The 26,116-nt window shown below is 44.0% G+C and carries 19 protein-coding genes; 9 read left to right on the top strand and 10 right to left on the bottom strand.

What is annotated here, in order from left to right:
- Positions 1–97 precede the first annotated feature (97 nt).
- On the bottom strand, positions 98–712 hold the full coding sequence (locus tag DWV53_RS00580; protein ID WP_118150916.1) for a septal ring lytic transglycosylase RlpA family protein: 615 nt from the start codon (positions 710–712) through the stop codon (positions 98–100).
- A gap of 97 nt (positions 713–809) precedes the next feature.
- Between DWV53_RS00580 and DWV53_RS00575 the strand changes: the two genes are divergently transcribed.
- The 4 genes from DWV53_RS00575 (at position 810) to DWV53_RS00560 (ending at position 7,548) form a co-directional block, all read left to right on the top strand.
- Positions 810–3,851 (top strand): PEP/pyruvate-binding domain-containing protein, encoded by a 3,042-nt coding sequence (locus DWV53_RS00575; RefSeq protein ID WP_118150914.1) that lies wholly within the window; start codon positions 810–812, stop codon positions 3,849–3,851.
- Positions 3,852–4,109: 258 nt separating this feature from the next.
- Complete coding sequence (locus DWV53_RS00570; RefSeq protein ID WP_118150912.1) at positions 4,110–5,336, top strand: sugar MFS transporter; 1,227 nt, start codon at positions 4,110–4,112, stop codon at positions 5,334–5,336.
- A gap of 262 nt (positions 5,337–5,598) precedes the next feature.
- Positions 5,599–6,612 (top strand): class II fructose-bisphosphate aldolase, encoded by a 1,014-nt coding sequence (locus DWV53_RS00565; RefSeq protein ID WP_040553598.1) that lies wholly within the window; start codon positions 5,599–5,601, stop codon positions 6,610–6,612.
- Positions 6,613–7,065: 453 nt separating this feature from the next.
- Complete coding sequence (locus tag DWV53_RS00560) at positions 7,066–7,548, top strand: hypothetical protein (protein WP_118150910.1); 483 nt, start codon at positions 7,066–7,068, stop codon at positions 7,546–7,548.
- 164 nt (positions 7,549–7,712) lie between these two features.
- On the opposite strand, the gene DWV53_RS00555 is transcribed toward DWV53_RS00560, so the two are convergent.
- The 8 genes from DWV53_RS00555 to DWV53_RS00520 all read right to left on the bottom strand — a co-directional run bounded on the left by DWV53_RS00555 (position 7,713) and on the right by DWV53_RS00520 (position 19,483).
- Positions 7,713–8,519 carry a DUF5106 domain-containing protein gene (locus DWV53_RS00555; RefSeq protein WP_181992366.1) on the bottom strand — a complete coding sequence of 269 codons (807 nt, stop codon included), beginning with the start codon at positions 8,517–8,519 and terminating at the stop codon, positions 7,713–7,715.
- A 291-nt stretch (positions 8,520–8,810) separates the two neighbouring features.
- On the bottom strand, positions 8,811–10,691 hold the full coding sequence (locus DWV53_RS00550) for a hypothetical protein (protein ID WP_147468707.1): 1,881 nt from the start codon (positions 10,689–10,691) through the stop codon (positions 8,811–8,813).
- Positions 10,692–10,705: 14 nt separating this feature from the next.
- On the bottom strand, positions 10,706–12,592 hold the full coding sequence (locus DWV53_RS00545; protein WP_118150905.1) for a hypothetical protein: 1,887 nt from the start codon (positions 12,590–12,592) through the stop codon (positions 10,706–10,708).
- Between the two features lie 24 nt (positions 12,593–12,616).
- On the bottom strand, positions 12,617–14,365 hold the full coding sequence (locus DWV53_RS00540) for a hypothetical protein (RefSeq protein WP_118150903.1): 1,749 nt from the start codon (positions 14,363–14,365) through the stop codon (positions 12,617–12,619).
- A gap of 34 nt (positions 14,366–14,399) precedes the next feature.
- Positions 14,400–15,515, bottom strand: a complete 1,116-nt coding sequence (locus DWV53_RS00535) for a FimB/Mfa2 family fimbrial subunit (protein ID WP_118150901.1) — start codon at positions 15,513–15,515, stop codon at positions 14,400–14,402.
- A gap of 340 nt (positions 15,516–15,855) precedes the next feature.
- Complete coding sequence (locus DWV53_RS00530; RefSeq protein ID WP_118150899.1) at positions 15,856–17,298, bottom strand: Mfa1 family fimbria major subunit; 1,443 nt, start codon at positions 17,296–17,298, stop codon at positions 15,856–15,858.
- Positions 17,299–17,458: 160 nt separating this feature from the next.
- The gene (locus DWV53_RS00525) at positions 17,459–18,886 is read right to left on the bottom strand and encodes a DUF3868 domain-containing protein (RefSeq protein WP_118150897.1); all 1,428 of its coding nucleotides are present in this window, start codon (positions 18,884–18,886) and stop codon (positions 17,459–17,461) included.
- Between the two features lie 12 nt (positions 18,887–18,898).
- Complete coding sequence (locus DWV53_RS00520; RefSeq protein ID WP_118150895.1) at positions 18,899–19,483, bottom strand: DUF3575 domain-containing protein; 585 nt, start codon at positions 19,481–19,483, stop codon at positions 18,899–18,901.
- 481 nt (positions 19,484–19,964) lie between these two features.
- Between DWV53_RS00520 and DWV53_RS00515 the strand changes: the two genes are divergently transcribed.
- The gene (locus DWV53_RS00515) at positions 19,965–20,972 is read left to right on the top strand and encodes a transcriptional regulator (protein WP_118150894.1); all 1,008 of its coding nucleotides are present in this window, start codon (positions 19,965–19,967) and stop codon (positions 20,970–20,972) included.
- Positions 20,973–21,001: 29 nt separating this feature from the next.
- On the opposite strand, the gene DWV53_RS00510 is transcribed toward DWV53_RS00515, so the two are convergent.
- Positions 21,002–22,516, bottom strand: coding sequence for an NAD(P)H-hydrate dehydratase (locus tag DWV53_RS00510; RefSeq protein ID WP_118150892.1), 1,515 nt, complete (start codon positions 22,514–22,516; stop codon positions 21,002–21,004).
- Between the two features lie 166 nt (positions 22,517–22,682).
- Between DWV53_RS00510 and hpt the strand changes: the two genes are divergently transcribed.
- The 4 genes from hpt to pgeF all read left to right on the top strand — a co-directional run bounded on the left by hpt (position 22,683) and on the right by pgeF (position 26,070).
- Positions 22,683–23,222 carry a hypoxanthine phosphoribosyltransferase gene (gene hpt, locus DWV53_RS00505; RefSeq protein WP_022122167.1) on the top strand — a complete coding sequence of 180 codons (540 nt, stop codon included), beginning with the start codon at positions 22,683–22,685 and terminating at the stop codon, positions 23,220–23,222.
- 202 nt (positions 23,223–23,424) lie between these two features.
- The gene (locus DWV53_RS00500) at positions 23,425–23,997 is read left to right on the top strand and encodes an adenylate kinase (protein WP_118150890.1); all 573 of its coding nucleotides are present in this window, start codon (positions 23,425–23,427) and stop codon (positions 23,995–23,997) included.
- Positions 23,998–24,064: 67 nt separating this feature from the next.
- Entirely contained in the window at positions 24,065–25,225 is a 1,161-nt protein-coding gene (obgE, locus tag DWV53_RS00495) for a GTPase ObgE (protein ID WP_006848787.1), read from the top strand.
- Positions 25,226–25,230: 5 nt separating this feature from the next.
- Positions 25,231–26,070: a peptidoglycan editing factor PgeF gene (pgeF, locus tag DWV53_RS00490; RefSeq protein WP_118150888.1), complete on the top strand. Its 840-nt coding sequence runs from the start codon at positions 25,231–25,233 to the stop codon at positions 26,068–26,070.
- The last annotated feature ends 46 nt before the right edge of the window (positions 26,071–26,116 follow it).

The raw sequence follows: 26,116 nt of genomic DNA, 5'->3' as shown, positions 1-26,116 counted from the left end.
GAGCTTGTGAAAGTTTGGGCTTTGTTGTAAATAAAAACAATTTTTTCAGTTCCGTATCTGGAAAAAGGAGAAAAAAAGAAAAGGGTGCGCCATGGACTTATGACACACCCTCTTTACTTTTTGCTTTATCTGTATTTTGCTTTTTTAGTTCAGCCTTTGTCACCTCTTTGCTTTTATGGTGCTCTGTTTTATTTATTACCTTTGAAGTAATTTTATTTGTTTCTTTTTTACTGCTGTGATGTTTTACCTTTTTCCTGTTAGGAGTTCCCCATTTGTTGGGAAATTCATATTCAGTTTCAGCCACTTCGAAATCAACTTTAGGCAATTTTGTGTCCTCTGGCTTGTAAGGAATCGGTTTTTCCACCCTTTCAACTTTTACAGAAGCTACGCCTTGTGCAATCATACCAATTTCTTTTGCAGCCTTCCATGATAGGTCAATGATTCTACCTCTTCCAAACGGCCCTCTGTCGATGACTTTTACGATAGTACTCTTGCCATTGCTAAGGTTTGTAACCTTGAGGTGCGTTCCGAAGGGATAAAACCGATGTGCGCATGTTAAACTGTCATGATGTATTCTCTGGCCGCTTGCAGAACGGGCACCTGTTGCTCTTTTAGAGTAATATGATGCCTTGCCGTGCTGGTGCTTTTGTCCGTAGCATGGAACCAGGCTGAATATAGCCAAGATGGCTGTGATGAAAGATTTTGTAACCATATCTTCATATTTTATGGCACAAATATAAAAAAAAATGTTGAAAGATGCAAGTAAATCTCAGAAAATCAGTATCTTTGCACAAACTTTAACTTCATTTATGGAAAATAATATACCTCAGGAGTGGAATAAATTCTACTTGAAAGACGTATCGTTTGTGAATCTGATGATGCGCCGTATCTACAATGTACTGATTGTAGCCAATCCTTACGATGCGTTCATGCTTGAAGATGATGGACGTATCGAAGAGAAGATATATAATGAATATATGGAGCTGGGGCTCCGCTATCCGCCAACCTTTACTCAAGTTTCTACTACCGAAGAGGCTGCTGCTGTGCTTCGTTCTACCGTCATTGATCTGGTGATTTGCATGCCTGGCAATGCTGATAATGATGCCTTCGACGTAGCGCGCGACATCAAGGGTAAGTTTCCCAATATCCATTGTGTTGTTCTTACGCCTTTCTCTCATGGCATTACCAAGCGTATGCAGAATGAAGACTTAAGTATCTTCGATTATGTCTTCTGCTGGCTTGGCAACACCAATCTTATTCTTTCTATCATCAAGCTGATAGAGGATAAGATGAATCTTGAACATGACATACAGGAAGCAGGCGTGCAGATGATTCTGCTGGTAGAAGATTCTATCCGTTTCTATAGTTCTATATTGCCTAATCTTTATAATTATATATTGGAGCAGAGCAAGAACTTTTCTCAGGAGGCTCTGAACCGGCATGCAGCTACCATGCGTATGCGTGGCCGTCCTAAGGTGGTTTTGGCTCGTACTTACGAGGAAGCCCAGAAACTGTATGATAAGTATTCTGATAACACGTTGGGTGTAATCAGCGATGCACGTTTCCCGTTAAAGAGTGCTGCCAAAGCTTTTGGTAATGAGGTGATGCCTGAAGAGAAGCCTAAGCATCGTACGGATACTTTCGGTCGCGAGAAATGTCCAGATGCAGGTTTGCAACTTTTCCGTTATATCAGGAAGAACGATCCTTTCGTTCCGCTTATCATAGAAAGTTCTGAAAGTGAGAACCGTGCGAAGGCAGAGGCTGAAGGTTTCCGCTTTGTTGACAAGAACTCGAAGAAGATGAGCGTAGATCTTCGCCGTCTGATGGAAGAGCACATGGGCTTTGGCGATTTCATATTCCGTGATCCTAAGACTCATGAGGAGATTATGCGCATTCATAGTTTGAAGGAATTGCAGGATAACATCTTCAATATTCCTAACGATTCCATGCTCTATCATATCAGCCGCAACCATATGAGCCGTTGGCTTTGTGCTCGTGCCATCTTCCCTGTATCAGCTTTCCTGAAGCATGTTACCTGGGAAAAATTACAGGATGTAGATGCTCACCGACAGATTATCTTCGATGCCATCGTGCAGTATCGTCACATGAAAAACATCGGTGTAGTGGCTGTTTTCGACCGCATGAAGTTTGACAAGTATGCCCACTTTGCCCGTATCGGAGAAGGCTCCCTGGGCGGAAAGGGTAGAGGTCTTGCATTCCTGGACAACATCATCAAGCGCCATCCTGAGTTCAACCAGTATGAGAATGCCACCGTGCAGATTCCGAAGACCGTGGTGCTCTGTACCGATATCTTTGATGAATTTATGATGAGCAACAATCTCTATCCGATAGCTTTGAGTGATGCTAGCGACGATGAGATTCTGAAGCACTTCCTGCATGCCCAGCTGCCCGATTCGCTGATAGCCGACTTCTTCACCTTCTTTGAGGCAACCAGGAGTCCTATCGCAATCCGTTCAAGTTCGCTGCTCGAAGATGCCCACTATCAGCCGTTTGCCGGTATTTATTCTACCTATATGATTCCGTATCTGGAAGATAAGTATCAGATGCTGCAGATGCTGGCCTGTGCCATCAAGGGTGTCTATGCTTCTGTGTTCTATCGCGACTCGAAGGCTTACATGACCGCAACGAGCAATGTCATCGATCAGGAAAAGATGGCTGTTATCTTGCAGCAGGTTGTGGGTAAAGACTATGGTACAAGGTTTTATCCTACCATGAGCGGTGTGCTCCGTTCGCTCAATTATTATCCGATAGGTGATGAAGAAGCTGAAGAGGGTATAGCCAGTCTAGCCTTGGGCTTGGGTAAATATATCGTAGATGGAGGTCAGACCCTTCGTGTTTGTCCTTACCATCCGAATCAGGTGCTCCAGACATCGGAAACTGAGCTGGCTCTGCGCGACACCCAGACCCAGTTCTATGCGCTGGATATGAAGCATGTGGGCAATGATTTCAAGGTGGATGATGGTTTTAATATTCTTAAACTTCGGGTGAAAGATGCCGTAGAAGACCAGAGCCTTACCTATATCGCATCTACTTTCGATCCATACGATCAGGTCATCAATGATGGAGTCTATGAGAATGGTCGCAAACTGATAACCTTCTCAAGTGTGCTCCAGCATGGAGTGGTGCCTTTGCCAGAGATACTGCAGATGTCGATGAAGTATGGAGCAGGGGCTATGCGCAGACCTGTGGAGATAGAGTTTGCCTGCAATATCAATAATGACAGGAGCTGCGAATTCTATCTTCTTCAGATTCGTCCTATCGTCGATGCCAAGGAGATGCTTGATGAAGATGTGAAGGCTATCCCTGATTCCGACTGCCTGTTGCGTTCGCACAATTCGCTGGGTCATGGCATCAGCGAAGATGTGGTTGATGTGGTTTATGTGAAGTATGATGACCACTTCTCTGCGATGAATAATTTTTATGTAGCCGATGATATAGAACGAATCAACCGCAAGTTCCTTGCTGACGGCAAGAACTATGTGCTGATAGGTCCTGGCCGTTGGGGTTCCAGCGACCATTATCTGGGTGTACCTGTAAAATGGCCGCATATCAGCGCTGCCCGGGTTATCGTAGAGGTGGCTCTGAAGAATTACAATATCGATCCTAGTCAGGGTACTCACTTCTTCCAGAACCTCACCTCTTTTGGCGTGGGATACTTTACGGTAGATACAAATACAGGTGAAGGCGGCTTTGTAAATAAGGAAATCCTGGATGCAATGCCGGCTGTAGAGGAGACGCAATATGTCCGTCATGTACGCTTTGAGCACCCGATGAGAATTCTGATGGATGGTAAGAAGCAGGAGGGAGCCGTCTTGATTCCGAAGGAATGACGGGAAGAGTTGTCTCTGAATAGCCATCAGAAACGTTCTATTTCTAGTTAAAGATGTATTTACTATCAGATAAAATCTTCGTTCATCGACGTTGAATGTCCGTTCAGCGACGTTGAACCGCCGTTCAGCGTCGATGAACGGAGATTTCATCTGGCTGTAAAGACAATTATATTTGATATAAACAACAAATAATCCTGGGAAAGTTTGGAATTTCCATCGAAAAGCCTTACCTTTGTTCCCAGCTAAAATGAATGCCTTATGAATATGTTAACAGAACAACAGACAGATACAAATCAGACAACCGACAGGAGATATCTTGTCCCATTCATTCTCATTACGTCGCTCTTCTTTTTGTGGGGCTTCGCTCGTGCCATTCTGGATGTGCTCAACAAGCACTTCCAGAATGCTCTGCACATCAGTATTACTCATTCCGCCCTTATTCAGGTTACTACCTATCTGGGTTATTTCCTGATGGCAATACCTGCTGGCTTTTTTATCAACCGGTATGGTTATCGCCGTGGAGTAGTCTTCGGTCTGCTCCTCTTTGGTGTGGGCGCCTTGCTCTTTATCCCGGGTGCTACGGTGGGCAGTTTCTCAGCATTCCTGCTCTGCCTTTTCATTATCGGGTGCGGTTTGGTATTTCTGGAAACAGCCGCCAATCCCTATGTTACCGAACTGGGTGCCAAGGAAACGGCTACCAGCCGACTGAACTTATCGCAGTCGTTTAATGGATTGGGTGGTATTTTTGCCACACTTTGCATCGGTCAGTTCCTCTTCAACCAGACCGAAGAGGGCGGCAATGTGGTGGTGCCTTATACCATTCTGGGTATTCTGGTGCTGGTGATAGCTCTGGTTTTCTCACGTGTAGATTTACCGGAAATCAGTCATGTGGCAACAGCAGAAGATGAGGCAGCCGGTTCTAATATCAGCAAACTCTTTTCCCATCACAAGATGTTCGTGTTTGGACTTCTGGCTTTGCTGAGCTATGAAGTGGCAGAGATTTCAATCAATTCCTACTTCATCAATTTCGTTACGGGCATGAAATGGATGGACGACCGCACGGCTTCCGTAGCCCTGACTTGTGCGCTGGCATTCTTTATGGTAGGCAGATTCCTCGGTTCCTGGATTATGCGCCGAATCAAGGCAACAACGATGTTGCTGATCTGCGCTGTGGGGTGTGTTGTCTGTATACTTTTAGTCCTGTCAAATCTGGGTAAGCTATCGCTGGTAGCCCTGCTTTGCAACTATATGTTCGAGGCCATCATGTTCCCTACCATCTTCAGTATCGCCCTCACGGGTTTGGGCAACCTTACCAAGACTGCCTCTTCACTTCTGATGATGACGCCAATAGGAGGTTGCGGTTTTCTGTTGATGGGACTCATCGCCGACCGTACTCATTTCACACTTCCTTTCCTGGTACCGCTCATAGGATTTGTCATCGTTCTGGCTTATGCGGCTCGTGAATATAAACTTGCCAAGAAGTAACTGGCGGTTGGGTAGAAAGATGTAAATATAAAGATGTTAAATTGCTAACTGCGTTTAGCAAAAGCTTTGTGTTTTGTAGGGTATTGGTGCGGAATTAACTTTTTTAACTCGATTGCAACACGAAAAATCGAATTATCATTTTGCTGTCTCAAAAGAAAAAGGTAAATTTGCACTCGGTAAGGAAAGAGCCTCATAAGTTCTACACCTTATTATATATATGAAAAAAAAGAATGTTTCATTAAACAATAAATTAAGTAAAATTATGGCAGTAGATTACAAGAAAATCGGTCTTGTGAACACTAAGGACATGTTCGCAAGAGCTATCAAGGGCGGTTGGGCCGTTCCTGCTTTCAACTTCAATAACTTGGAGCAGCTCCAGGCTATCATCCAGGCTTCTTCAAACTTGAAGTCACCAGTTATCCTTCAGGTATCTAAGGGTGCTCGTAAGTATGCTAACCCTACATTGCTCCGCTACATGGCAGAGGGTGCTGTAGAGTATGCAAAGGAGTTGGGTTGCAACCATCCTGAGATCGTTCTTCACCTCGATCACGGTGATAGCTTCGAGACATGTAAAGACTGTGTAGATTTCGGTTTCTCTTCTGTAATGATCGATGGTTCTGCACTTCCATACGAGGAGAACATTGCATTGACAAAGAAGGTTGTTGATTACGCTCATCAGTTCGGTGTAACTGTAGAGGGTGAGCTCGGTGTCCTCGCTGGTGTTGAGGATGACGTAGTAGCTGAGGAGTCTCACTATACAAAGCCTGAGGAGGTTGTAGATTTCGCTACACGTACAGGTGTTGATTCATTGGCTATCTCTATCGGTACTTCTCACGGTGCTTACAAGTTCAAGCCAGAGCAGTGCACACGTGACCCTAAGACTGGTCACCTCGTTCCTCCTCCATTGGCATTCGACGTATTGGCAGCAGTTGAGGAGCAGCTTCCTGGTTTCCCTATCGTTCTCCACGGTTCTTCTTCAGTTCCTCAGGAGTATGTTGAAATTATCAACAAGTTCGGTGGTAAGTTGCCAGATGCAGTTGGTATCCCAGAGGAGCAGTTGACTAAGGCTTCTGAGAGCGCTGTTTGCAAGATCAACATCGACTCTGACTCTCGTCTTGCTTTCACAGCAGGTGTTCGTGAGACATTGGCTCTTCACCCAGAGTACTTCGACCCACGTCAGTACTGCGGTAAGGCTCGTGAGTACATGGTTGACCTCTATAGCCACAAGATCAAGGATGTTCTTCATTCTGACAACAAGTTGGCTAACCTCGACTAATCTTCGAGATTTTACAACACAAGATATGAGCGGGAATCCGAAAGGGTTCCCGCTTTTGTTTTATCCCCTTTTTTCTCGCAATCATACAATCTGTCAGCATGTAATGCGTATTGTGCACGATAACATGAAATCTTTACATTATTTAACTAAGAAAACTTGCATCTTATTGACTTTTTTCCTATATTTGCAATGTTCAAACGAAAGAACAGGACATGTAAGAGGGGTATAAGCCCTATAGTAAATGATAAGCAATAGTAAATGATAACCAATAGTAAATGATAACCAATAGTAAATGATATCACTCCTCCCAACATATCATTTGTGTAATTGTAAAAGATGATTTAAACCGAAAGGTGTTTGTTTTTAAAGCATCGGATGGTAATGGCCGAAAGGCTGGAATCTGAAGATGACTGGTTTAAATGATAATGAAAACAATTAGTAAATGGTATAACTATGAAGAAGTATTTTATGATGGTCATCGCTATGACTATGATGACAATAGGATTTGTAAGTTGCAGTGCATCTGACGATGAAATGGGTGAAACAGTTAGTCGCGTTACCACCGATGAGTCAGGTTTCTCTTTGCTCAGCTATTCCATGACTGCGGGCTCTGCCGTAAGCGAGGAGTCTAACAGTAAGGCTGAGAATGATGAGAAGTTGGTTTGCAAGGTTCTTCCGGGTGGTCAGCTGATGCTGACTCATAAGAATGTAATCTTCGACCAAGGTACAAATATCAAGTTTGCAACTCAGTTGGTTGGCAAGAAGTTAATCATTACAGAAACAGGTGATTATGGAAAGTCTGGTCAGTATGGTTATTATACGCTTGTTGCCAAGGTAGGAACAGTTAAGGATGGTGACTATGTGGTTGTTGTAATGCGCAATGATCACGTCCGTGAGGAGTTCAAGTTGAAGTATGACTCTTCCCGAGCTAATTAAGATACATATAAATAGTAAAATGCAATTCAGATATATAATAAATGATATGAAGTTACAATTATAATGAATGGTATGTTGATATATAATATACGAAGTTAAGACAAATGATAGTAAATGATATGTTTATTCAATAACAGATGTCGCTTCTTTCGACCAGTCTAGTTTTACTTTCTGTTTTCATTTCCCCGTAATGCTTCCATGAGCTGTTCTGGTGTACAGTCTTTTAATATCACCTTATTCTCTTTATCCAACAGGTAAATGGTTGGCATGGCTTTGAGCCCGTAAATCGTGCTCAAGCGGTTATCTGCTACGATGCGGAGCAGACTGAAGCCGGCTGGTATTGTCTGTTTGTCTAGCCATGCAGATATCTTGTGGCAGTTCTCGCAGTCAGGATCGTAGAAATATAAGATAACCTTCTTTCCCCGGTAATCGCTCAACTGATGAGGCTTGCCGTCTTCCTGCATAAAACTGATATTGGTAGCCTGTGTGCCAGGCAAGTTCTTTCTTGCCTGTTTCAGTTTAAATCCTATTCTTTCTTTCTCGGTTTCATCGAAGTATGGCGATTTAGCCATGTCTTCCAGAAATAGGGCATATACCCTGTCGTTGCGCATGGGCGACTCAGGGTTCTCATAATAATGCTCGATGAGGCTTTCAAACTTCTCTTTAGATGGCTTCTGCTGGTAAGCTTTGGCTGTAAAGGCAGCAATACCCTTCTGGGCTATTTCCTGGTCGAAACGTGCCAGAATATCGATGAAGTTGACAAAGCCCTGTTCTGTCATCTCCTTGTTTGCCAGTTCCAGGGTATCGGAAAAGTTGAAGTTGTCCCAATAGTGCTCGCTCAGGTATGTTGCGCGTTGCTCTACGCTGCGCAGACTGTCTGGCAGAGCAGGGTATGGGAAACTGTTCTGAGCCTTGGTTGGGGCTAAGGCTCCAACCAGCATGAAGAAACTGAGGAATATGAATCTTGCCATCATCTTTATATTGGAATTAATGATATTACTAACGGGTGCAAAATTACAAAATAAAATTGAAAGTGGCAAGGTTTTTTATATAAAAAAAGCCGCGGAACTATAGAAGGTGAGATCACCTCGGCAACTATAGTTCCAACGACCAGTCTAGTTTAATTTATTGGTTCCCGCATATTATTTGTATAGTAAATGATAATTATTTTATTACCTATTTCATTGATATTTGGGGCATTTAAATTTTGAAACGATATGCGCCCCGATACAGATATATGAACTAAACTTTTCTAAGACTTACTACTTATAGGTGAATTCAAACTTCTTGGCCTTTCCTTGGTTGAAGTTATCAGCCTTCAGCCAGAAGCATCCCTTGTCATCTTTTTTGGCATTGCTGCGCACATTTCTCAACTTAAAGGTATATATATAGGTTCTTTCTCCTTCCTCCAGAAGAGTTCCTGAATTCCTCCTGATTACTTCAGCCTTATAGGTAAACCAGCTGCCTGTTTTGCAGTTGCCTTCCGTTTCGGCTTGAGTATCACCTATTTCTACCTTCCAGTCTTCTGGATTGATATCATTGGATGCGATTTTGAAATTCACAGGCAGCAGTCCGTCAGGATAATCCTTAGGAATGGTGATGGTGAAATCTCCTTCGCTGTTCAATGTTGCACTTATATTAACGGCATTTTTGAAGTCATAATTAGCCTCACTCACACTATAGAGATGGATGCTTCTGTTGAGTCCATGCACTTTGTCGATGAGGTGTATGATGCCCTCTCGCCACGTCTTGTCTATCTTGTCCAGCCTATAGGTGATGGTACCGGTACCGGTCTTTGAAGCTTTGTTATAAGTATAGTTGGTAACCACTGGGGCATCTGCAGTTGCGTATGTCAGATTCTCAGTCCATAAAGCCTCGAAATCGGTAGGTTGCTTCGTTTCGGCATCGCTACCCTTATAAGTGAACTGTACCGTCTGCTCAGTATTTTCACCTGTATTTACAGTCTTATAAGTACCTCCGACGATAGCCAGTTCGTAATTTCCATCAGTAACGCCCGGTACAATCTGTTCTACTCTAATCCAAGGGTTGTTTGCCGGTGCACTTTTCAGTGCTACCTCAGAATTAGAATTGCCATAGCTCTTATCCAGCTTATCAATGATGATTTTATATTCATAATTACGCTTGATGGCGTATGGCTTATTATTACTGTCCTGTAAGTAAATCAGGTAATAGAGGCCATCATGCCATAAAATCACTTTAGCAGGATCTGTTGGCAGATTGTGCTCTTCGAAAGCACCTGTCGGGTTGAACATCTGACCAACATCACCTTTCAGTCTTCGGGTGTTGATGGCTGGGGTAACATAATTTACCTTCCATTCCCACTCATCATCTCCTGTAGTAGGGTTGAATAACAGACTGTCTCTGTTGAAGGGAGCCAGCGTTCCGTAAGCCACACCATTGATGACTGTCATTTTAAAGTCGTTTATTATACCAGGATTTGCTTTCTTTACCGAATCGCTCCAGTCTGCAGAAATCTTCGCTCTGTCTCTGATGAGATGAATGATATAATCTTTCTTTTTGTTATCTGGTTTCAGATACTCTTTCAGTTCTTCTGGAGAGTCTTTCTTGATATATCCCCAATAGCGTATATAGGCAGCCTGGTTTTCACCATGTTCTGTTTCAAATGTAGTCATGAGCATATTCTCATGCATACCTACCCAATTTGCCTGGTTGCCCCAGTTGATGGTTTGGTATTGGCTTCCAGTGTTGGCAACCAGATGGATACGGGACGTTTGGTTTGGTATGGTTGCAAAGAAATTATGAGGTTCTGTGCTTCCATCCAGATGAATGTCTCCATTATCATGAATTGTACCATTATTGTCTCTTGTGAATCCTTTGATTTCTTTAAACTGTTTAACCTTGCCGAAACCTATAAACTGACCTTCATTATCAAAGCAGAAGAGTTTCATGCTGTCTTTCTGAATTCCTTCATTCATGAACACGGTGCTTCGGGTTACCTGTTGTTCGAAGTTGGGGATGGATACATTGAAACTGGCTGTGTAGTAACCTTCTTCGGTTTCGTCTTTAGAAGGTTCGCTGTCGGCTATACTGTCAGAACAGCCTGTCAACATTGCTGTTAACAGGACTGCTATGATTCCGATATATAATTTTATTTCTTTCATGTCATTTACCTTCTTTACTTTTCACCTTGTTTCTCTATCAGTCCTATTTCTCCCTGAGTCAGGTCGTGGACGCAGCGAACGTAGGTACCGCTCTGCGGGTTGTTGCCGTTTCTCTCGGTCTTGTCTCCATCCAGCGTCCAATAGTATTCGCCTCTCAGCAGGTGTTTGCCTATAGCCTTATCTTCGTTGCCTAACTTATAGATTCTGTTGATTTCTTCCTTTGTAGGAAGTCGCCAACCTTTCAGTTCGAGACTCTCATTCTTATAAGTCGTAGCCTTTTCCTGATACTTTTTACAGTAATCTCTTGCAGCCTGATTATCCTTGGCGCTTTTTTCACCCTTTGCGGTTGATGCAAGGATGTAAGCAGGAGATACCGTATTGTCTGCAGATTTATTCTCATTGTTGACTACAGGTTTGGCTATGGTGTAATCTGTAGCATACTTGTTGCTGGAGAACTGTATCGTGTACAGATGATTCTTCTCTTCAAAATCATTTGTACCTTCGCTTCTTACATTCATTGAATAGACTGAAGGATACTTTCTTACGGCTATTTCCTGTTTTTTGTCTGCGTTTCTAACTTTGATGTTAAAATAGGAATATTGAATAGTACAGTATGATGGAGCTCCAGCATGTACGTCTATCCATCCTCTATAGCGATTTCCTGTAGACTCTTCGAAATTTGCCTTGATCTGTCCATCCTGTCCGGACTGCTTATTACCATATCTGTCAAAATAATAAGTAGTTGGATTCTCAATGTCACATTCATAAGATGCAAACCAACGCATAGTGTAATCTGTAAAATCATTGCTTTCACCACCTTTTATATCTATGGCAGTAGGAGATACCACCAGATAGCTTGCCCCATCCGCATTGACGTGGGTATCTTCACCTACGGTCCATTTGGTAATCGCCCATTGCAGATAGTCTTCCTTTCCATCGTAATCAATATCTGTCTTGGTATCCAGATACTTGATGACTGCATTGACGGTATAGATATAGTTGCGCTCCAGCTTCTTTTCGCCTTGTGGATCACGCACAGGGATAACCAGATTCTTGATAATGGTTGTCTTTGCATCTGCACTTTCGAAGGTAACAGCTGCAACAAACTGTGGCATATCATCTTTCCCGTTCCATGTTGTGGAATAGCTGTAAGTTGTTATCTTATAAATATCATTACCATTTTCGTCTTTCTCTGCTGTAGCCTTATTCTCCTGAATATTTTTTTTGATATTCTGATCAGCAGGTTGATTGGCAAAGATAGCTGTATTGGTATTGTAATTGATGAACTTCCACATTACTTTTGTTATTTTGTAATCCTTCACCGTAGAAGAGATGTTCAGCTTGATTTTGGCTGCCGCTCTCACCAGTTCTACCGGAATATCCTGTTCCGGATCTTGGGTGATGGAATACTTACCTTGGCTGCTCATCAGGAATTTCTTGTCGTTTACCATGGTAGCTGGCTTCCAGATGTCATCATCCTGCTGGGTACTGGCAAGGAGTTCTTTCAGATTCTTACCCTTGAGATTTTCCTTTGCATTGGCTACTGCATAGTAAGGATAAGTATTATTCACATCAAGATGGAGTGTCGATTTCCAGTCGCCCGAACCCAGTTCCTCTGCTTTGTTCTCTGCAGGGGTGTCGAACAGACTGTCTATTCTGCGTTCGCTGGATGTTGGTTCGAACATCTTAAAGTCAAGAGAAGACAGAGTTTTTTCATGAAGATTCTCTTCTTCCTTCACTCTTGTGGTCTGCAGGTCGTTGACCATGGGAGTCATGCTCAGCTGTTGTGTAGCCGAACCGTTTTCCAGTTCGTCTTCAGCTGAGCATCCTGCCATGAGCCATCCTGCCGTAAGAGCCAAGATGCATTTTGCGAATCTTATGTCTATATATAACTTCTTCATGATGAATGTTATTTTCTGTTGTCTTTATAAAACTTGTTCAAAGTGAATATCCTTACCGGCGAATTTGCCCTCTTTACATCCATTATATTTGAAACTTGGATTCAGGACAAACTTATCGTTTGGATATTTGGTCAGGAAAACCTGCGCCTTTACATTGTGTGGCTTTGCCAGATCCAGTCTGTTCTTTGGCACGACATAGAAGTAGAGTGTCTTCTTCTCACCACTTTGATTGATGATGAAATCCTCTATCTTGTAGGTTTTTCCTACCGGATTCTTTCCATCATTATTCTGTGTGATTTCGGGATTGTAGTAAGGCGTCTCTTCCGGATAGTTGCCATCCTTATCGCATTGTACGAATCCGAACATCGGGTTGTCTGTCTGGAGAATCCAAGGCTTACCTTTGGTATCGATATCCTGGAGCGTAATCATCGATCCTCGTTTAGGGAAACCGTAATATACCTTGTACCCCCAGTCTGTCTTTCCGCTGTCAGGGATTTCAACATTCGTAGAGGCATCGATGAAATCGAATGTTCCTCCATCCTGCCATTCCTGAATAGATGGAGTAACGGTGAGCTTGCCCATCTGTCCGTTGAGGAAATAACCATAAACTACCAGTTCTCTGTTTCTGATGGCATTTCCTTCAGAAGGAATATTGAAGGTCTCGTGCTTCTCGGTTGCTCCGCCATCTAATGAATACCAGATGGTGCCTCGGATGGCTTTGTTGGTCTCACGGAGATAACAGAGATTGTGGGAACCAATGCCTGCCTGTTTAAAAGCATCCAGATATTCCTGGGCAGACTGATTACTCTTTTTGATGAAACTCTCAGGATTATCCACTTCCTTGATATCCTTGTTCTCTACACCTGCCAGTTTCAGAGTGTTTGATACGTAATCTGTACCTGCGTTGTCGTATTTCTGGCTGGTTACGTTCTGGTTGTAACCATTCTCGTTATATGTCGCTTCGTCGGGAAAAACATAGCTGGCAGTAGGAATGGTGTTTCCTTCTACCTCTATTTTTGTTACCTTTACCTGACTGGTATTGGCATCAGAACCCGATTTGCGGGCAAAGTAAAAATGGAGTTTCGAAACGGCGCGCACCAAAGGAATCCTGATACCTTTGGCTTTGGCTCCTTCTTCTGTATCAGCCACATGACTGTCTACAGAAATCTTGGTGATGGCACGGGAGATAGGGAGTCCCTTTCCGGCTGGCACTTCTTTTGTTTCTGCATTTCCGTCGCTATTGATACCGAAAGGTGAGGTAAAGCAGACTTCTTTCAGATCTTTGCGGGTTACAGAACTGAGATCTTTGCCTTTTATCTGGTCCGGCATGTTGATGCTCTCAGAGTTTGCCAGGATGTAAAGGTCGATGTTCTTTACTTCTTGGCCGCCAATCTTTCTCAGGAATCGGAGGCTCAGGGTATAGTTACCGTTCTTCACTTCGCTCAGCGTCTCTGCTTTATAAGAGATAGGAGTGGCTTCATCGCCGGTATTTGATTTGAACACCCATACCTTGATATTATGGATGTCGTTCTCCTGAGTAGGATTTGCGTCAGTCTCATTGTCGGCAAGAGCCTTTCCGCTAGTTTCTCCGGCTCTGGTACTGTTTCCGGTGCCGGTAGAGAAACTGAGGCTCAGATAGGCATTGTCGCCTAGAGCAGTTTCTGTATTTTCATTCTCTGAACAGGATGCCATTGCGCCTACCATGAGCAAAGCAGCGAGTGCCATACACACTGGGCGTGTCATCTTGGTCAGAGTAGATTGATAGCGTTTCATGTTTTCTTTCTTTTACTTATACTTCTTTCTTTTCTTATTTTCCCAGGTCGGCATTCTGAAGATTCAGAACCCAGTTGTTTACCTTGATTCTTGCATCCATGCTGTAGGTAGAACTTGGAGCTGGCACGTAGAATACCAGAGTGTAATGGTCCTGACGGTCCAGATACTGCTGGTCGCTCCAGTCTTTGCCGTAGCGGTCGCTGGCACAGAGTGAGAGGAACCAAGGCAGGGAGTGGTTGAAGATGACTTTGTTGATGCGCTTGTCTGTGATGACGATGCGCTTGTCATCATATTGGCTGGATCCGTCGGCAGCGCGACTCTTGTTGTCATCTTTGGTTTCGAACATACGTGATGATGACAGGTCGTAAACCAGCGCCTTTTCTACGTCTTCGCCTTCTACCTCGGTCTTGCCGCTGTGGTTTTCTACCAGTTTCTTCTCATAAGGAAGATAGGTGATTGCCTTTGGCTTAACCTTGTCGCCCTTATAGTCGAGTAGGGCAGCGGAACCTTTGATTTCTACATCGAAGTTTTCGGCTGTGAATCCTTCCTGGTCGGGTTCGAATGGGAGCATCACCACTCGGTATGTCTTGGTACACTTCATCAGACTCAATTTTCCCTGCACATCGTTTTCTCCATCAAAGTTGAGGGAGTCCTGTGCGGTATAGAGTGCGGTGAAGTGCTTGTCGTTTACGAATTCTTCTTCGTTTTTTTTGCCCATTTCCTCTTGCAGGTCGTTGATGGTAGAGATACCTGGGGTAAGTTTAGTAAAACTAAACTCGGTCTCATCATCACCTTCGGCTCTTGTTCCCATTGCGGCAGGCTGCTTGTCACGAGCCAGGCAGACGAAGGTATACTTGCCTGCTTGCAGGTCTGTGATTTCCATCTTATGACCTGTTTCAAACTTGTCAGCCGACTCGGTATAGTTATCTACGAACTTACCGTTCTTGTCGAATACATAAACGTTGAGGTTCTTCACCTCTGCAGAGAAAGCATCTGCCTCTTTCACATTATAAGTATAGTCGAATTTGAGCGACAACTTAGCTGTAGGGCAGCCCGTGATATCATCTTTCATGCATGATGAAAGAGAAGTGAGTGCGATGGCTGAGATGCAAACCAGCTTGCAACATTTGTTGTTGAGGAAATGTGCCATATTCTTTATCTTTTATAATCTTTTACTTTTACTTATTTTATATAGAGAGTGCCGTAGGTAGCGAAAATTTTTGCTTCATCAGCTCTCTGTTTCGTTGCCTTCGGCATCGTTATTATCTAAGGATGAAAAGTGCCAGTCTTTCGGGTTGGGGTTATGACGGCACGTCTTTGTATCTCCCACCTTTTATACATGGGCGGCAATGTTAGTTATCTTTTAAGAATGTTTTCGTTCTTTTCAGAACGAACGTTTGATTGATAAACTCTCGGAGGAGGATTGCTCCCCCGAGAGTCTTGGTATATATATAAGTATTTATATTTTATCTTTCTGGTATGACGGAATATTACTTCAAATCAACGTCCTGGTTGTTGAGAATCCAAGGGTTAACAGAAACCTCAACATCGAGATAGTACAATGTACGGTCATCTGGACCACCATTAGGAACCTGGGCACCAACATTAAATATGTTCTTTACATTTAACAGGTAGATGCTGTTACGCTGGATAGTGTTGGCTACACCGAGATACTGATCTTTAATCTTCTGAACATAGTATGTCTTACCAGCGTTGAAGACCTCGATATCATACTTCTTGCGGAATTCATCCAGCTTAGCCTCTGGATCTGTTGCGTCATTTTTAGCAGCTTTCAATTCGTCAACAACTGCATCTTTGGTCTGGCCATTAAAGATAGCCTTTTGATCTTTGTAAGCGTCGATGATGTCCTGGATTCTGCTATAGATAACCTTGTTGTAACGATAGAATGTACCATCCTCGAAGTCTGCATTTGTCTTATAGTCATCACTGAGCTCTACTGTGTACTCGAAGTACATAGAAGTTGCAGCATCACTAGAGTTGTTCTCGAAGATATAATCCTTTTGTGATCTATCTGTTGTTACAGCATTGAAGTAGTTATAGTTCTGAAGCAAAGTCTTTGTACCGAATTCTGTTGTTGGCTGGAAGTAAGTGATACCAGTTGGAATTGAAAGGGTAGTTGCATCAGCCCACTGCTGCATAACATTTGTCTTGTTGGCAACATTTGAGATGGCATAACTTGTCAATTTTAAGCTCTTAACTGCCTTGACAGCATTTGCGTTAGCTTTCTTTTCCTCATCGCTAGCATTAGCATCTACAGCGTAAGGCTTAATGGCAGATGCCTCAGACTTTGGCTCATCAATACGTGCTGTGAGACGCTCGATATTGATAGTGCTGCTAACCTTTGCTGCAGAATTTGCATCCTTGTTGTCAGATGTGAAAACAACAGTATGGCTGTTTCCCTTTACGTCTGCATCGTTCTGGTTGAACATAGCGAAGTTGTTAGCTTTAGAGTATTCTGTAGCAAACTTGTTATTAGAAGTAAAAACATCTGTAAGTGGTGACTCACTTGCTGTGTTAGCCAGGAAATATACACTATATTTTGTACCTGCAGTTACATTTTTTACAGGAACCTGAAGTGTAGTCTTACCATTTGTGCCCTGTGTAGGATTCTTCTTTTCTGCCCACTCATCTTTGCTGATAGTGTGAGTGAACACAATCTCGTTGTTGGCATCAACCAAGTAGAATGTACCACTTGTTACATCAGACTCTGCAGCTGTTGCGGCAAGATCATTTTTTAATGAAGTTCTTGTACCATTGCTGTTAGGAGTCTGAATGGTCAATGTCATGTAGAACTGATCTACCTTAGCCTGACCTGCTTTGTTACCATCCAAATCATCATTACTGCTGCAGCTAGTGAAAGACAAAGCTGCGGCTGAAACCAAGCTCATTACGAGCAAATTCATTTTTTTCATAATCTTTTTACTTAATACAAAAAAAGTTATACAATATATTTAATTAATTCTTATTCTCAAAATTAAGTTTCGCACATATTGGCACAATCCGCTGAAAACAGATCGTATTTAATATCATCTTTTAACTTATACTTATATAATTAGAAAGTACATACTTACTTTAAAGCGCCTGGTTTACCTTATCCAGGTTTTCCTGCGCCTCCTTCAAACCACCGGCAACAGCTTTCTCAAAGTATTGCTTGGCTGTCTGATAGTCTTCCTTCATGGCAGCCAGACAACCGCGGGCATTGTTTGCCTCGGCGCTGTCGCCTGCTTTCAGGAGATATTTCTCTGCACTCACCTTGTCGCCACGTTCGATGGCTGCTGAGGCTGCATTGAGATTGGCAAGCTTATCTTCAGGGAACATTCTTACAGCTATGTCGAAAACATTGTTGAATTCGGCGCTGCCCTTAGGATAAGTCTGGGCTACCAGATACATCTCCTGGAGAGAGAGTTTCTGAGGACGGGTCTTGATAACCTCTCTAGCTTTTTCTACATTGAATGCCTGAACATCATATTCTATCGTATAGTCGGTACGGCGAAGTGATGGCCATACATTCTGCAGGAGATAGTGATAAGCCTGAGGAGCCTTATTGAGCAATGCTTTCTCTTTGGCATCTGGCTGCATGTTGCTGTTGATAATCTCAAGTGCAGCTTCCTTCTGAGGAATATCATTCTCATTTACATACTTGATGGTTCCCGCCCAGTCCTCTGCTGTAGCTGTGGCCGCAAACAATTTTGAAGAAATAGGATAGATCTTCAGGATATGCTTCAAAAGCGCCTGTGTACGGTTATGCGACAACTTGTTGTTGTTGGCATATCCGCCATCTGGTGATGCATAGCCGTGGAGGGTTATCTTGGTGATAGTAACATCCGAATCGTTCTTCACAAGGTCGAGAGTCTTGCGGATATTATCCAGTTCGTTGGCATTGTTGCCCATATCGTACAAGCTATCCCACTTGTTCACCTTGAAGTTCAAACGGGCAGAACCATTCTCCTTTCTTGCCTTTACGGCTTCTGCCTTAGGCTGGACATAAGCGTTGAAGAGATTCTTCGGAGTAGAGAATGCACGTCCTTCCGGATTCAGGATACCTTCGTCGAGAAGTTGCTGGTTGCAACCGCAGGCATCATTGCTGATGGCGAAGTTTGAGTTCTTCATCCAGTCGCTGAACGGAGCGGCGTATTCATAATGAAGCGTCTGTGCTGTCTTGTTCTTACGGAGTGCCACGATGAGTGGGTTTGCCGTAGCCGTTTTCTGGTTACGCTGATAATAAATATATCTCTTTTTACCCATCACCTCAACACTCGGCATGAAGAGCGTATCCTTTTCGTTGAGGATCATTGGGGTATAGATGAGACCTTTGTTGCTGGCAAGCTGAATTTGGTCGAGGTTCAAGTCCATAGCCACTTTCACCTGGTTGCCAACCTTTCTGATTGCCTTATTCTGGATTTTCAGATTCTTGTAAGCCTGCTGGGTATTATCTGCTGCTATAGGAAGAGCGATAAGCAAGGCTCCGAACATACTACCTATTATGTTATATATATTCATCACTGATTCTTTTTAAAAAACATACACTAAGTTGAGGGCTGCTTTCGTCGGGCCCACATAGTTGTGTGCCTTGTCATCTTCAAGTTTATCTCCGCATTGAGCACAGTTAAACTTATCTGCCTTAGAGTAGATATAGCCTACACCAAGTTCAGCTTCCAGATTCCAATGTTTCGAGAGAGCCCAAGCGTAGCCGTAAGCTACACCTGCACCTATAAACCATCCTTCATACCGATAGTCTTTCAGCTTAGAGAAATCAGTGCCCAGGAACTTGAAGTCAAGATCCATGCCACCGATGTTGTGCGATCCACCCAAGGCATGGAAGCCGATGAATGAACCCATCATTTTGTTGCAGAACCAGTATCTGGCCTCTGGCTGAACGAGCCAGTGTTTCCATTTCTTGTTCTTTGAAAACGTCCAAGGATTGTAGTTTCCGGATACGTCAAGTGTCCATTTTGGAGAAAGACCGAATTCAACACCCAAGTTCATGGTTGTCGTTGCATCATACAGCAAGTTGGTCTTTACCGCAGCTTCCTGCGCTAGAGCAGGACAGATTAGGCTGCCGAGTGCTACTAACGCAATAAAAATCCTTTTCTTCATACCTCAATTAATCTTTTCTTTTTTAAAAACACATTGAGTGATTTAGAATCACCTTTTACTTTCTTACTACTCTTTTATAATAATCACCAATACCTGAATCTACTGAGAACTCTTGTTTCCTGAAGTTTACTTTCAACTGTTCTTTTTCTCCTTTCAGTTTACTTTCAACTTACTTTTTAGTTCGTCTGTATCTCATATCGTTGGTTTTCTGGCGCAAAATTAGAACGAATATTGGATACAACCAAATTTTTAAGCACTGAAAAATACTGAAAAATGCCCTTTTTAACAAAATAGTACACTGATTTATGCTTAAAATCGTTAAAGTTGTACGATTTTCTGATAATTGAACAAGGATTTCTTATATTATTTGTAATTTTGCAGCCGGAATCAATAAATCCCTAAAATAATGGCAATTTCCTAGAAAAAGAGCCGTTTGACTTACGAAAGTATAAGTAAGATTTAAGAAAATAACCAAAACGAAATGAAACTGAAGAATGACATTGTAAACCTGATAGTGAGGGTAGAACATCATTTATGCCCTCAATATTGTGGTGTGGTAGATCGCCGACGCGTTATCGCCTTTCTACTTCTGACGATAAGCGAGCTGATTATCATACCTTATCATATTATGCTCTTTCTGCTTGTGAAAGAACCTTATGGTTTAAGCCTCTGTGGCTTGCATACATTCGTGTTCTGCATCCTGCAGTTCCTGGTCTGGAAACGGAAGATAGCTTTCGTGAAAGGTATTTCTTCTCTTTACTTTCTGATGTTCGCCAAACTGGCTCTTGATAGCGTATTTTGCATCAATTTCGGTTTTGCTAATGATAATTTGAGCGTTATCTGCAACCTGTTTGTCGTCTTTATCCTGGCTATTACAGCGTTGAGCCAAACTTTGTATAAGACTTGCACCATCATCACGGTGGGTATGATACCGATGTTGCTGATATACCTGTTCAGCACTCCGCTTATGCCAGCTCTGTTCAGTATGAAGTCGATTTTTCTGGGTTTCATGATGCTGGTTTATGTGGCAGTATATAATATGAGTATTGTAACCAAGGGGTTGCGCCAGCCGAAACGGATGGCTCGGGTTGAAAACAAGGCGTTGAATATGCTTGCCGATTTGAAGGATAATGAACCGGAAGCAGCAGAAAGCCTGATGAAGCGTCTGACTCCTGATGTCCGGGAGAAGATTATAACCCATGCTTCTGAACATCTGTTTAATGAAGAATTGGATAGAGTGGCGTGGGATCAGGTTTGTGATGGGCTTACGTTCAGCGAAAAGGAAATATGCAAGCTGATTCTTCAGGGGCATACTTTAAAGGAAATTTGTGCAGAACTCAATAAGAGTGAATCAAATATCACCAGCCAGCGTTGCCATATCCGCAAAAAGTTGAATATGGACCGTCGCGATGATTTGAGGAGAACCTTGGAAGTAAGGTTCTATGATGCGCAGAAACAAGTAAAAAAGTCAGAAGCCGAGAACTCCTGACTTTTATGGATATTCTTATTTCTTGATAATTATTCTTCCAATCTGAGAAATGCTTTCGGAAGATACTGGATAATGTCGCTGGCGATGAGGCTCTCTTTGCCCAGATCTTTGGCAGCAAGATCGCCAGCCAGACCATGAAGATGCATACCCAGGCGACAGGCATCTTCCTGTTTGTATCCTCTAGCCAGAAGGCCGGTGATGATACCTGTCAGCACATCACCGCTGCCTGCTGTAGCCATACCGCTGTTGCCCGTACTGCAGAAGTCAATCTTTCCGTCAGGGTGGCAGAGTGCAGAATAATGTCCTTTTAATATGATGTATGCCTGGAGTCGTTCAGCCAGTTCGCTTGCCTTCATCAGTCTTTCGGTACAGCTGCTGCTCGCATTGCCGGCAAGTCGGTCGAACTCCTTCGGATGAGGTGTCATGATGATATTCTTTGGCAACTGCTGCATCCACGCCCTGTGGCTGGAAAGAATATTGAGCGCATCGGCATCAATGACGAGCGGACAGGTAGCACGGCGCAGTTGGGCGATGAGGGCGATGGCTGTTGTCTCGTTCAGTCCCAATCCGGGACCTACGCCCAGCGCATCGAACATCTCTGTATCTACCGGTTCGCTGAATATGGTTTCTTCTGCATCCATCTGCAGTACCGCTTCAGGTACCGAAATCTGCATGATTTCATAATTCCGCTTTGGGGTATGGGCTGTTACCTTGCCTGCACCGGTTCTCAGACAAGCCTTGGTGGCTAATACCGAAGCGCCGCTCATGCCGTAACTTCCCGCTATGAGCAGCGCATTACCCATGCTGCCTTTATGAGCAAAGTCGCTGCGCGATTTCAGGAGCGGACGGATGTCGTTCTCTTCGAGTATGCGGCACTGGCACTCCGTATTCTGGATGAATTCCTGGGAAAGTCGGATGTCGAGAACGCGCAGTCTGCCCAGGTACTGCTGGTTATCCGCCATCAGCATCGACAGTTTCTTCTGCTGCAGGGTAAGGGTCAGACTGGCACGGATGATGTTGGCATGGATATTATAGGAATTGTCCTCGGTCATCAGTCCCGAAGGGATATCGATGCTTACTACCTTGGCAGGACTCTGGTTGATATATTTCACCATCGCGGCGAATCCGCCAGCCAATGGTTTGCTGAGTCCGCTACCAAAGAGTCCGTCCACCACCAGCGTTTCTGCATTGAGCTTAGGAGGGTCCAGGTTAGTGATAATCTCAGTAAATTTCACTCTCTTTGCATCCAGCAGACGCTTCTTGTTGGCAAGACAGTCTGCCGACAGTTTATTCTGTACATTAAAGAGGTATACACTTACATCATATCCATCCTCGCTGAGCATTCTCGCCACAGCAAGCGCATCGCCGCCGTTATTTCCCGGACCGGCGAAGACAACTACTGGAGTGCGGTTAGACCATTCCTCTTCTATGGCGCGTGTCAGCGCTTTGGCTGCACGTTCCATCAGGTTGAGCGAACTGATAGGTTCGTGCTCAATGGTGTATTTATCCAACTCATGAATCTGAGCGCTTGTGAAAATCTTCATATTATCTGATAATCTTAGTATTATCTGCGCGAACTGTCGTGATAATTTGTCAACTCATGCAGATAAACGGTTATTTTCATGCAAAAGTACAAAAAATAGTTGATGAAAGCACGAAGTTTCATGTTTTTTTCGTAATTTTGCAGAAAATATTATTATAGAACAGACTATGAGCATAGTAAAGATCAAGGATAAGAGCTTCAAGACATCGATTCCTGAGGCTGAGATTCTGAAGAAAGTACAGGTCGTAGCAGACCGTCTGAACAAGGATTATGCAGGCAAGAAACCTGTCTTCCTGGCAGTATTGAACGGCGCATTTATCTTTGCAGCCGACTTGATGCGAATGATTACCGTGCCAAGCGAGATTTCATTCGTGAAGTATGCTTCTTACGAGGGTACCTCCTCTACGGGCAGCATGAAGACCCTGATGGGTTTGAACCAGGATTTGGCAGGCCGCCACGTGGTTATCGTAGAGGACATCGTAGATTCCGGTTTCACCATGGCTCACATGATTGAAGACCTGAAGAAGATGAACCCAGCCAGCGTTGAGGTTTGTTCCCTCCTCGTGAAACCAGGCAACTTGAAGGTTGACCTGGATATCAACTATGCTGTTATGGAAATCCCTAACGATTTCATCGTAGGATATGGATTGGATTATGATCAGGAAGGCAGAAACCTCCGCGACATCTACACGATTGTAGAAGAATAGAGGGTGAAGCATGTGGGAGAAAATTAGTGATTATTGCTTGGATATACCTTTTTTGGGTACATACATTATTTTGGCTATGGTAGGAATCCCTGCTATAGTATTCTTGTTATTTGTTATGACTCCGAAGGGAAAGCAATGGTTTAACAGTATAAATTAAGTTTCTGACACAACATAAATATTTTATATATATATTAAGGTAAAAATGAAAAATATCGTAATTTTCGGCGCTCCAGGTGCAGGTAAAGGCACACAGAGCGACAAGATGATCGAGAAGTATGGTCTCGGTCACATTTCTACAGGTGATGTACTTCGTAATGAAATCAAGAACGGTACAGAACTTGGTAAGACAGCTAAGGGTTATATCGACAATGGTCAGTTGATTCCAGACGAGTTGATGATTGACATCCTCGCAAGTGTATACGATAGCTTCGGTAAGGAGCACGCTGGTGTAATCTTCGACGGTTTCCCACGTACCACTCCACAGGCTGAGGCTCTGAAGAAGATGCTTTCTGAGCGTGGTCATAAGATTGCTGCGATGATTGAGTTGGCTGTTCCTGAGGATGAGCTGATGGCTCGCCTGATTAACCGCGGTAAGGAAAGCGGCCGTTCTGATGATAACGAGGAGACTATCAAGAAGCGTCTCAATGTTTATCATACACAGACTGCTCCGCTCATCGACTGGTATGAGAAGGAAGGCATTCATCACCACATCGAGGGTCTCGGTACTGTAGATGAGATCTTCGCTCGTGTTTGCAATGTAATCGACAACTTGTAATCAAGATAAAGAATCTTCCCCGCTATGGTGGGGAAGATTTGTTCATTAAATAAAAAGAAAAGAATAAATGGCTGAATCCAATTTCGTAGACTACGTAAAGATACAATGCCGCTCTGGTAAGGGTGGCAAGGGCTCCATGCACCTGCGCCACGTAAAGTACCAGCCTAACGGCGGTCCTGACGGTGGCGACGGCGGACGTGGAGGAAGCATCTATCTCCGCGGCAACCATAACTACTGGACGTTGCTGCACCTCAAGTATCAGCGCCACTTCTTTGCCGAGCATGGTGGAAACGGTGGCCGTGATAAGTGTCATGGAACCGATGGCAAGGATATTTATATCGATGTGCCTTGCGGTACCGTGGTATATAATGCCGAAACAGGCAAGTTTGTATGCGATGTGGCTTATGACGGGCAGGAAGTTCTGCTCCTCAAGGGCGGTCGTGGCGGATTGGGCAACTTCCAGTTCCGTACCTCTACCAACCAGGCTCCTCGCTATGCACAGCCGGGCGAACCTATGCAGGAGATGACCATCATCATGGAGCTCAAGCTCCTTGCCGATGTAGGTCTGGTAGGTTTCCCTAATGCCGGTAAGTCAACTTTGCTGAGTGCCGTATCAAGTGCCCGTCCTAAGATTGCAAACTATCCGTTTACTACGCTCGAACCATCGCTGGGTATCGTAGATTATCGCGATCACCAGAGTTTTGTCATGGCTGATATTCCTGGCATCATCGAGGGCGCGAGCGAAGGAAAAGGTTTGGGCTTGCGATTCCTCCGCCATATTGAGCGCAACTCTCTGCTGCTCTTCATGGTTCCGGGCGATACTGACGACATCAAGAAAGAATATGAAGTATTGCTGGGTGAACTGAAGAACTTCAATCCAGAGATGCTCGACAAGCATCGCGTGCTGGCTATCACCAAGTGCGATCTGCTCGACGAAGAACTGATTGAAATGCTCAAGGAAACTTTGCCTACCGATCTTCCGGTGGTCTTCATCTCCTCTGTTACCGGACAGGGTATCCAGGAACTGAAGGACGTGCTCTGGAAGGAACTCAATTCAGAGAGCAACAAGCTTCAGGAGATTACTGCCGAAGATACGCTTGTTCACCGTGACAAGGATATGTCTCGTTTCCAGCAGGAACTGGCTGCAGAGGGCGAGGATGTAGTAGAATATATTGATGAGGATGAAATCGAGGATGTTGACGACCTCGATGATTTCGAATACGAATAAATGTTATGATCAAAGAATATCAGGTAGCTTCTGGTGTCATGGCTTTCTCTACTACCCGCAAGGGAGGAGTGAGCCAGGGCAACTATGGCGAATTTAATATCAACGAATATTGCGGTGATTTTGCCGAGCATGTTGCAGAGAACCGCAAGCGTCTGGCTGCTGAGCTCGGTGTCACTACTGACCATATCATCATGCCCCATCAGGTGCATGGAGTAGAGGTGCGCAATATTGCCGGTGAGTTTCTCACCATGCCTGAGAATATCCGCAAGATGGTGCTCGAAGGTGTAGATGCCGTGATGACTGACCAGAAAGGTGTATGCATCGGTGTTTCTACTGCCGATTGCATCCCTGTGCTTCTTTATGATGAGGAGCATCATGCTGTGGCTGCTATCCATGCCGGCTGGCGTGGCACGCTGGCTCGCATCGTGCATAAAACCATTCAGGAGATGGCGTTTACCTATCATACCGACCCGAAGAAGTTGAAGGCGGTGATAGGTCCGGGCATTTCGCTCGACCATTTCGAGGTGGGCGATGAGGTTTACGAGGCGTTCGAGCAGGCAGCTTTCCCTATGGAAGAGATTGCCGAACAGCGTCCTAATGCCGCCTTCTCGGTTGATCCTGCTGAGCGTGAGCGCCTGGCTGCTGAGGGTAATATCGTGCAGCCGCTGAAATGGCATCTCAATCTTCCGCTCTGCAACAGACAGATTCTTCTGCATTGTGGAGTGGCCGAAGAGAATATCCAGGATTGTGGCATCTGTACCTTTGCCCATAGCGATGAGTACTTCTCTGCCAGAAAGCTGGGTATCGAGAGTGGCAGAATCTATACAGGCATCTTGTTGAAGTAAAAGCCTGGTAGCAGGTAAGTATCAGATAGTTTTCAAGATAACATCC

It is taken from the genome of Segatella copri (assembly GCF_003465495.1).
Taxonomy (GTDB): domain Bacteria; phylum Bacteroidota; class Bacteroidia; order Bacteroidales; family Bacteroidaceae; genus Prevotella; species Prevotella copri_G.
The sequence above is the reverse complement of the archived record's forward strand: the minus strand, read 5'-3'. Positions and strand labels throughout refer to the sequence as shown.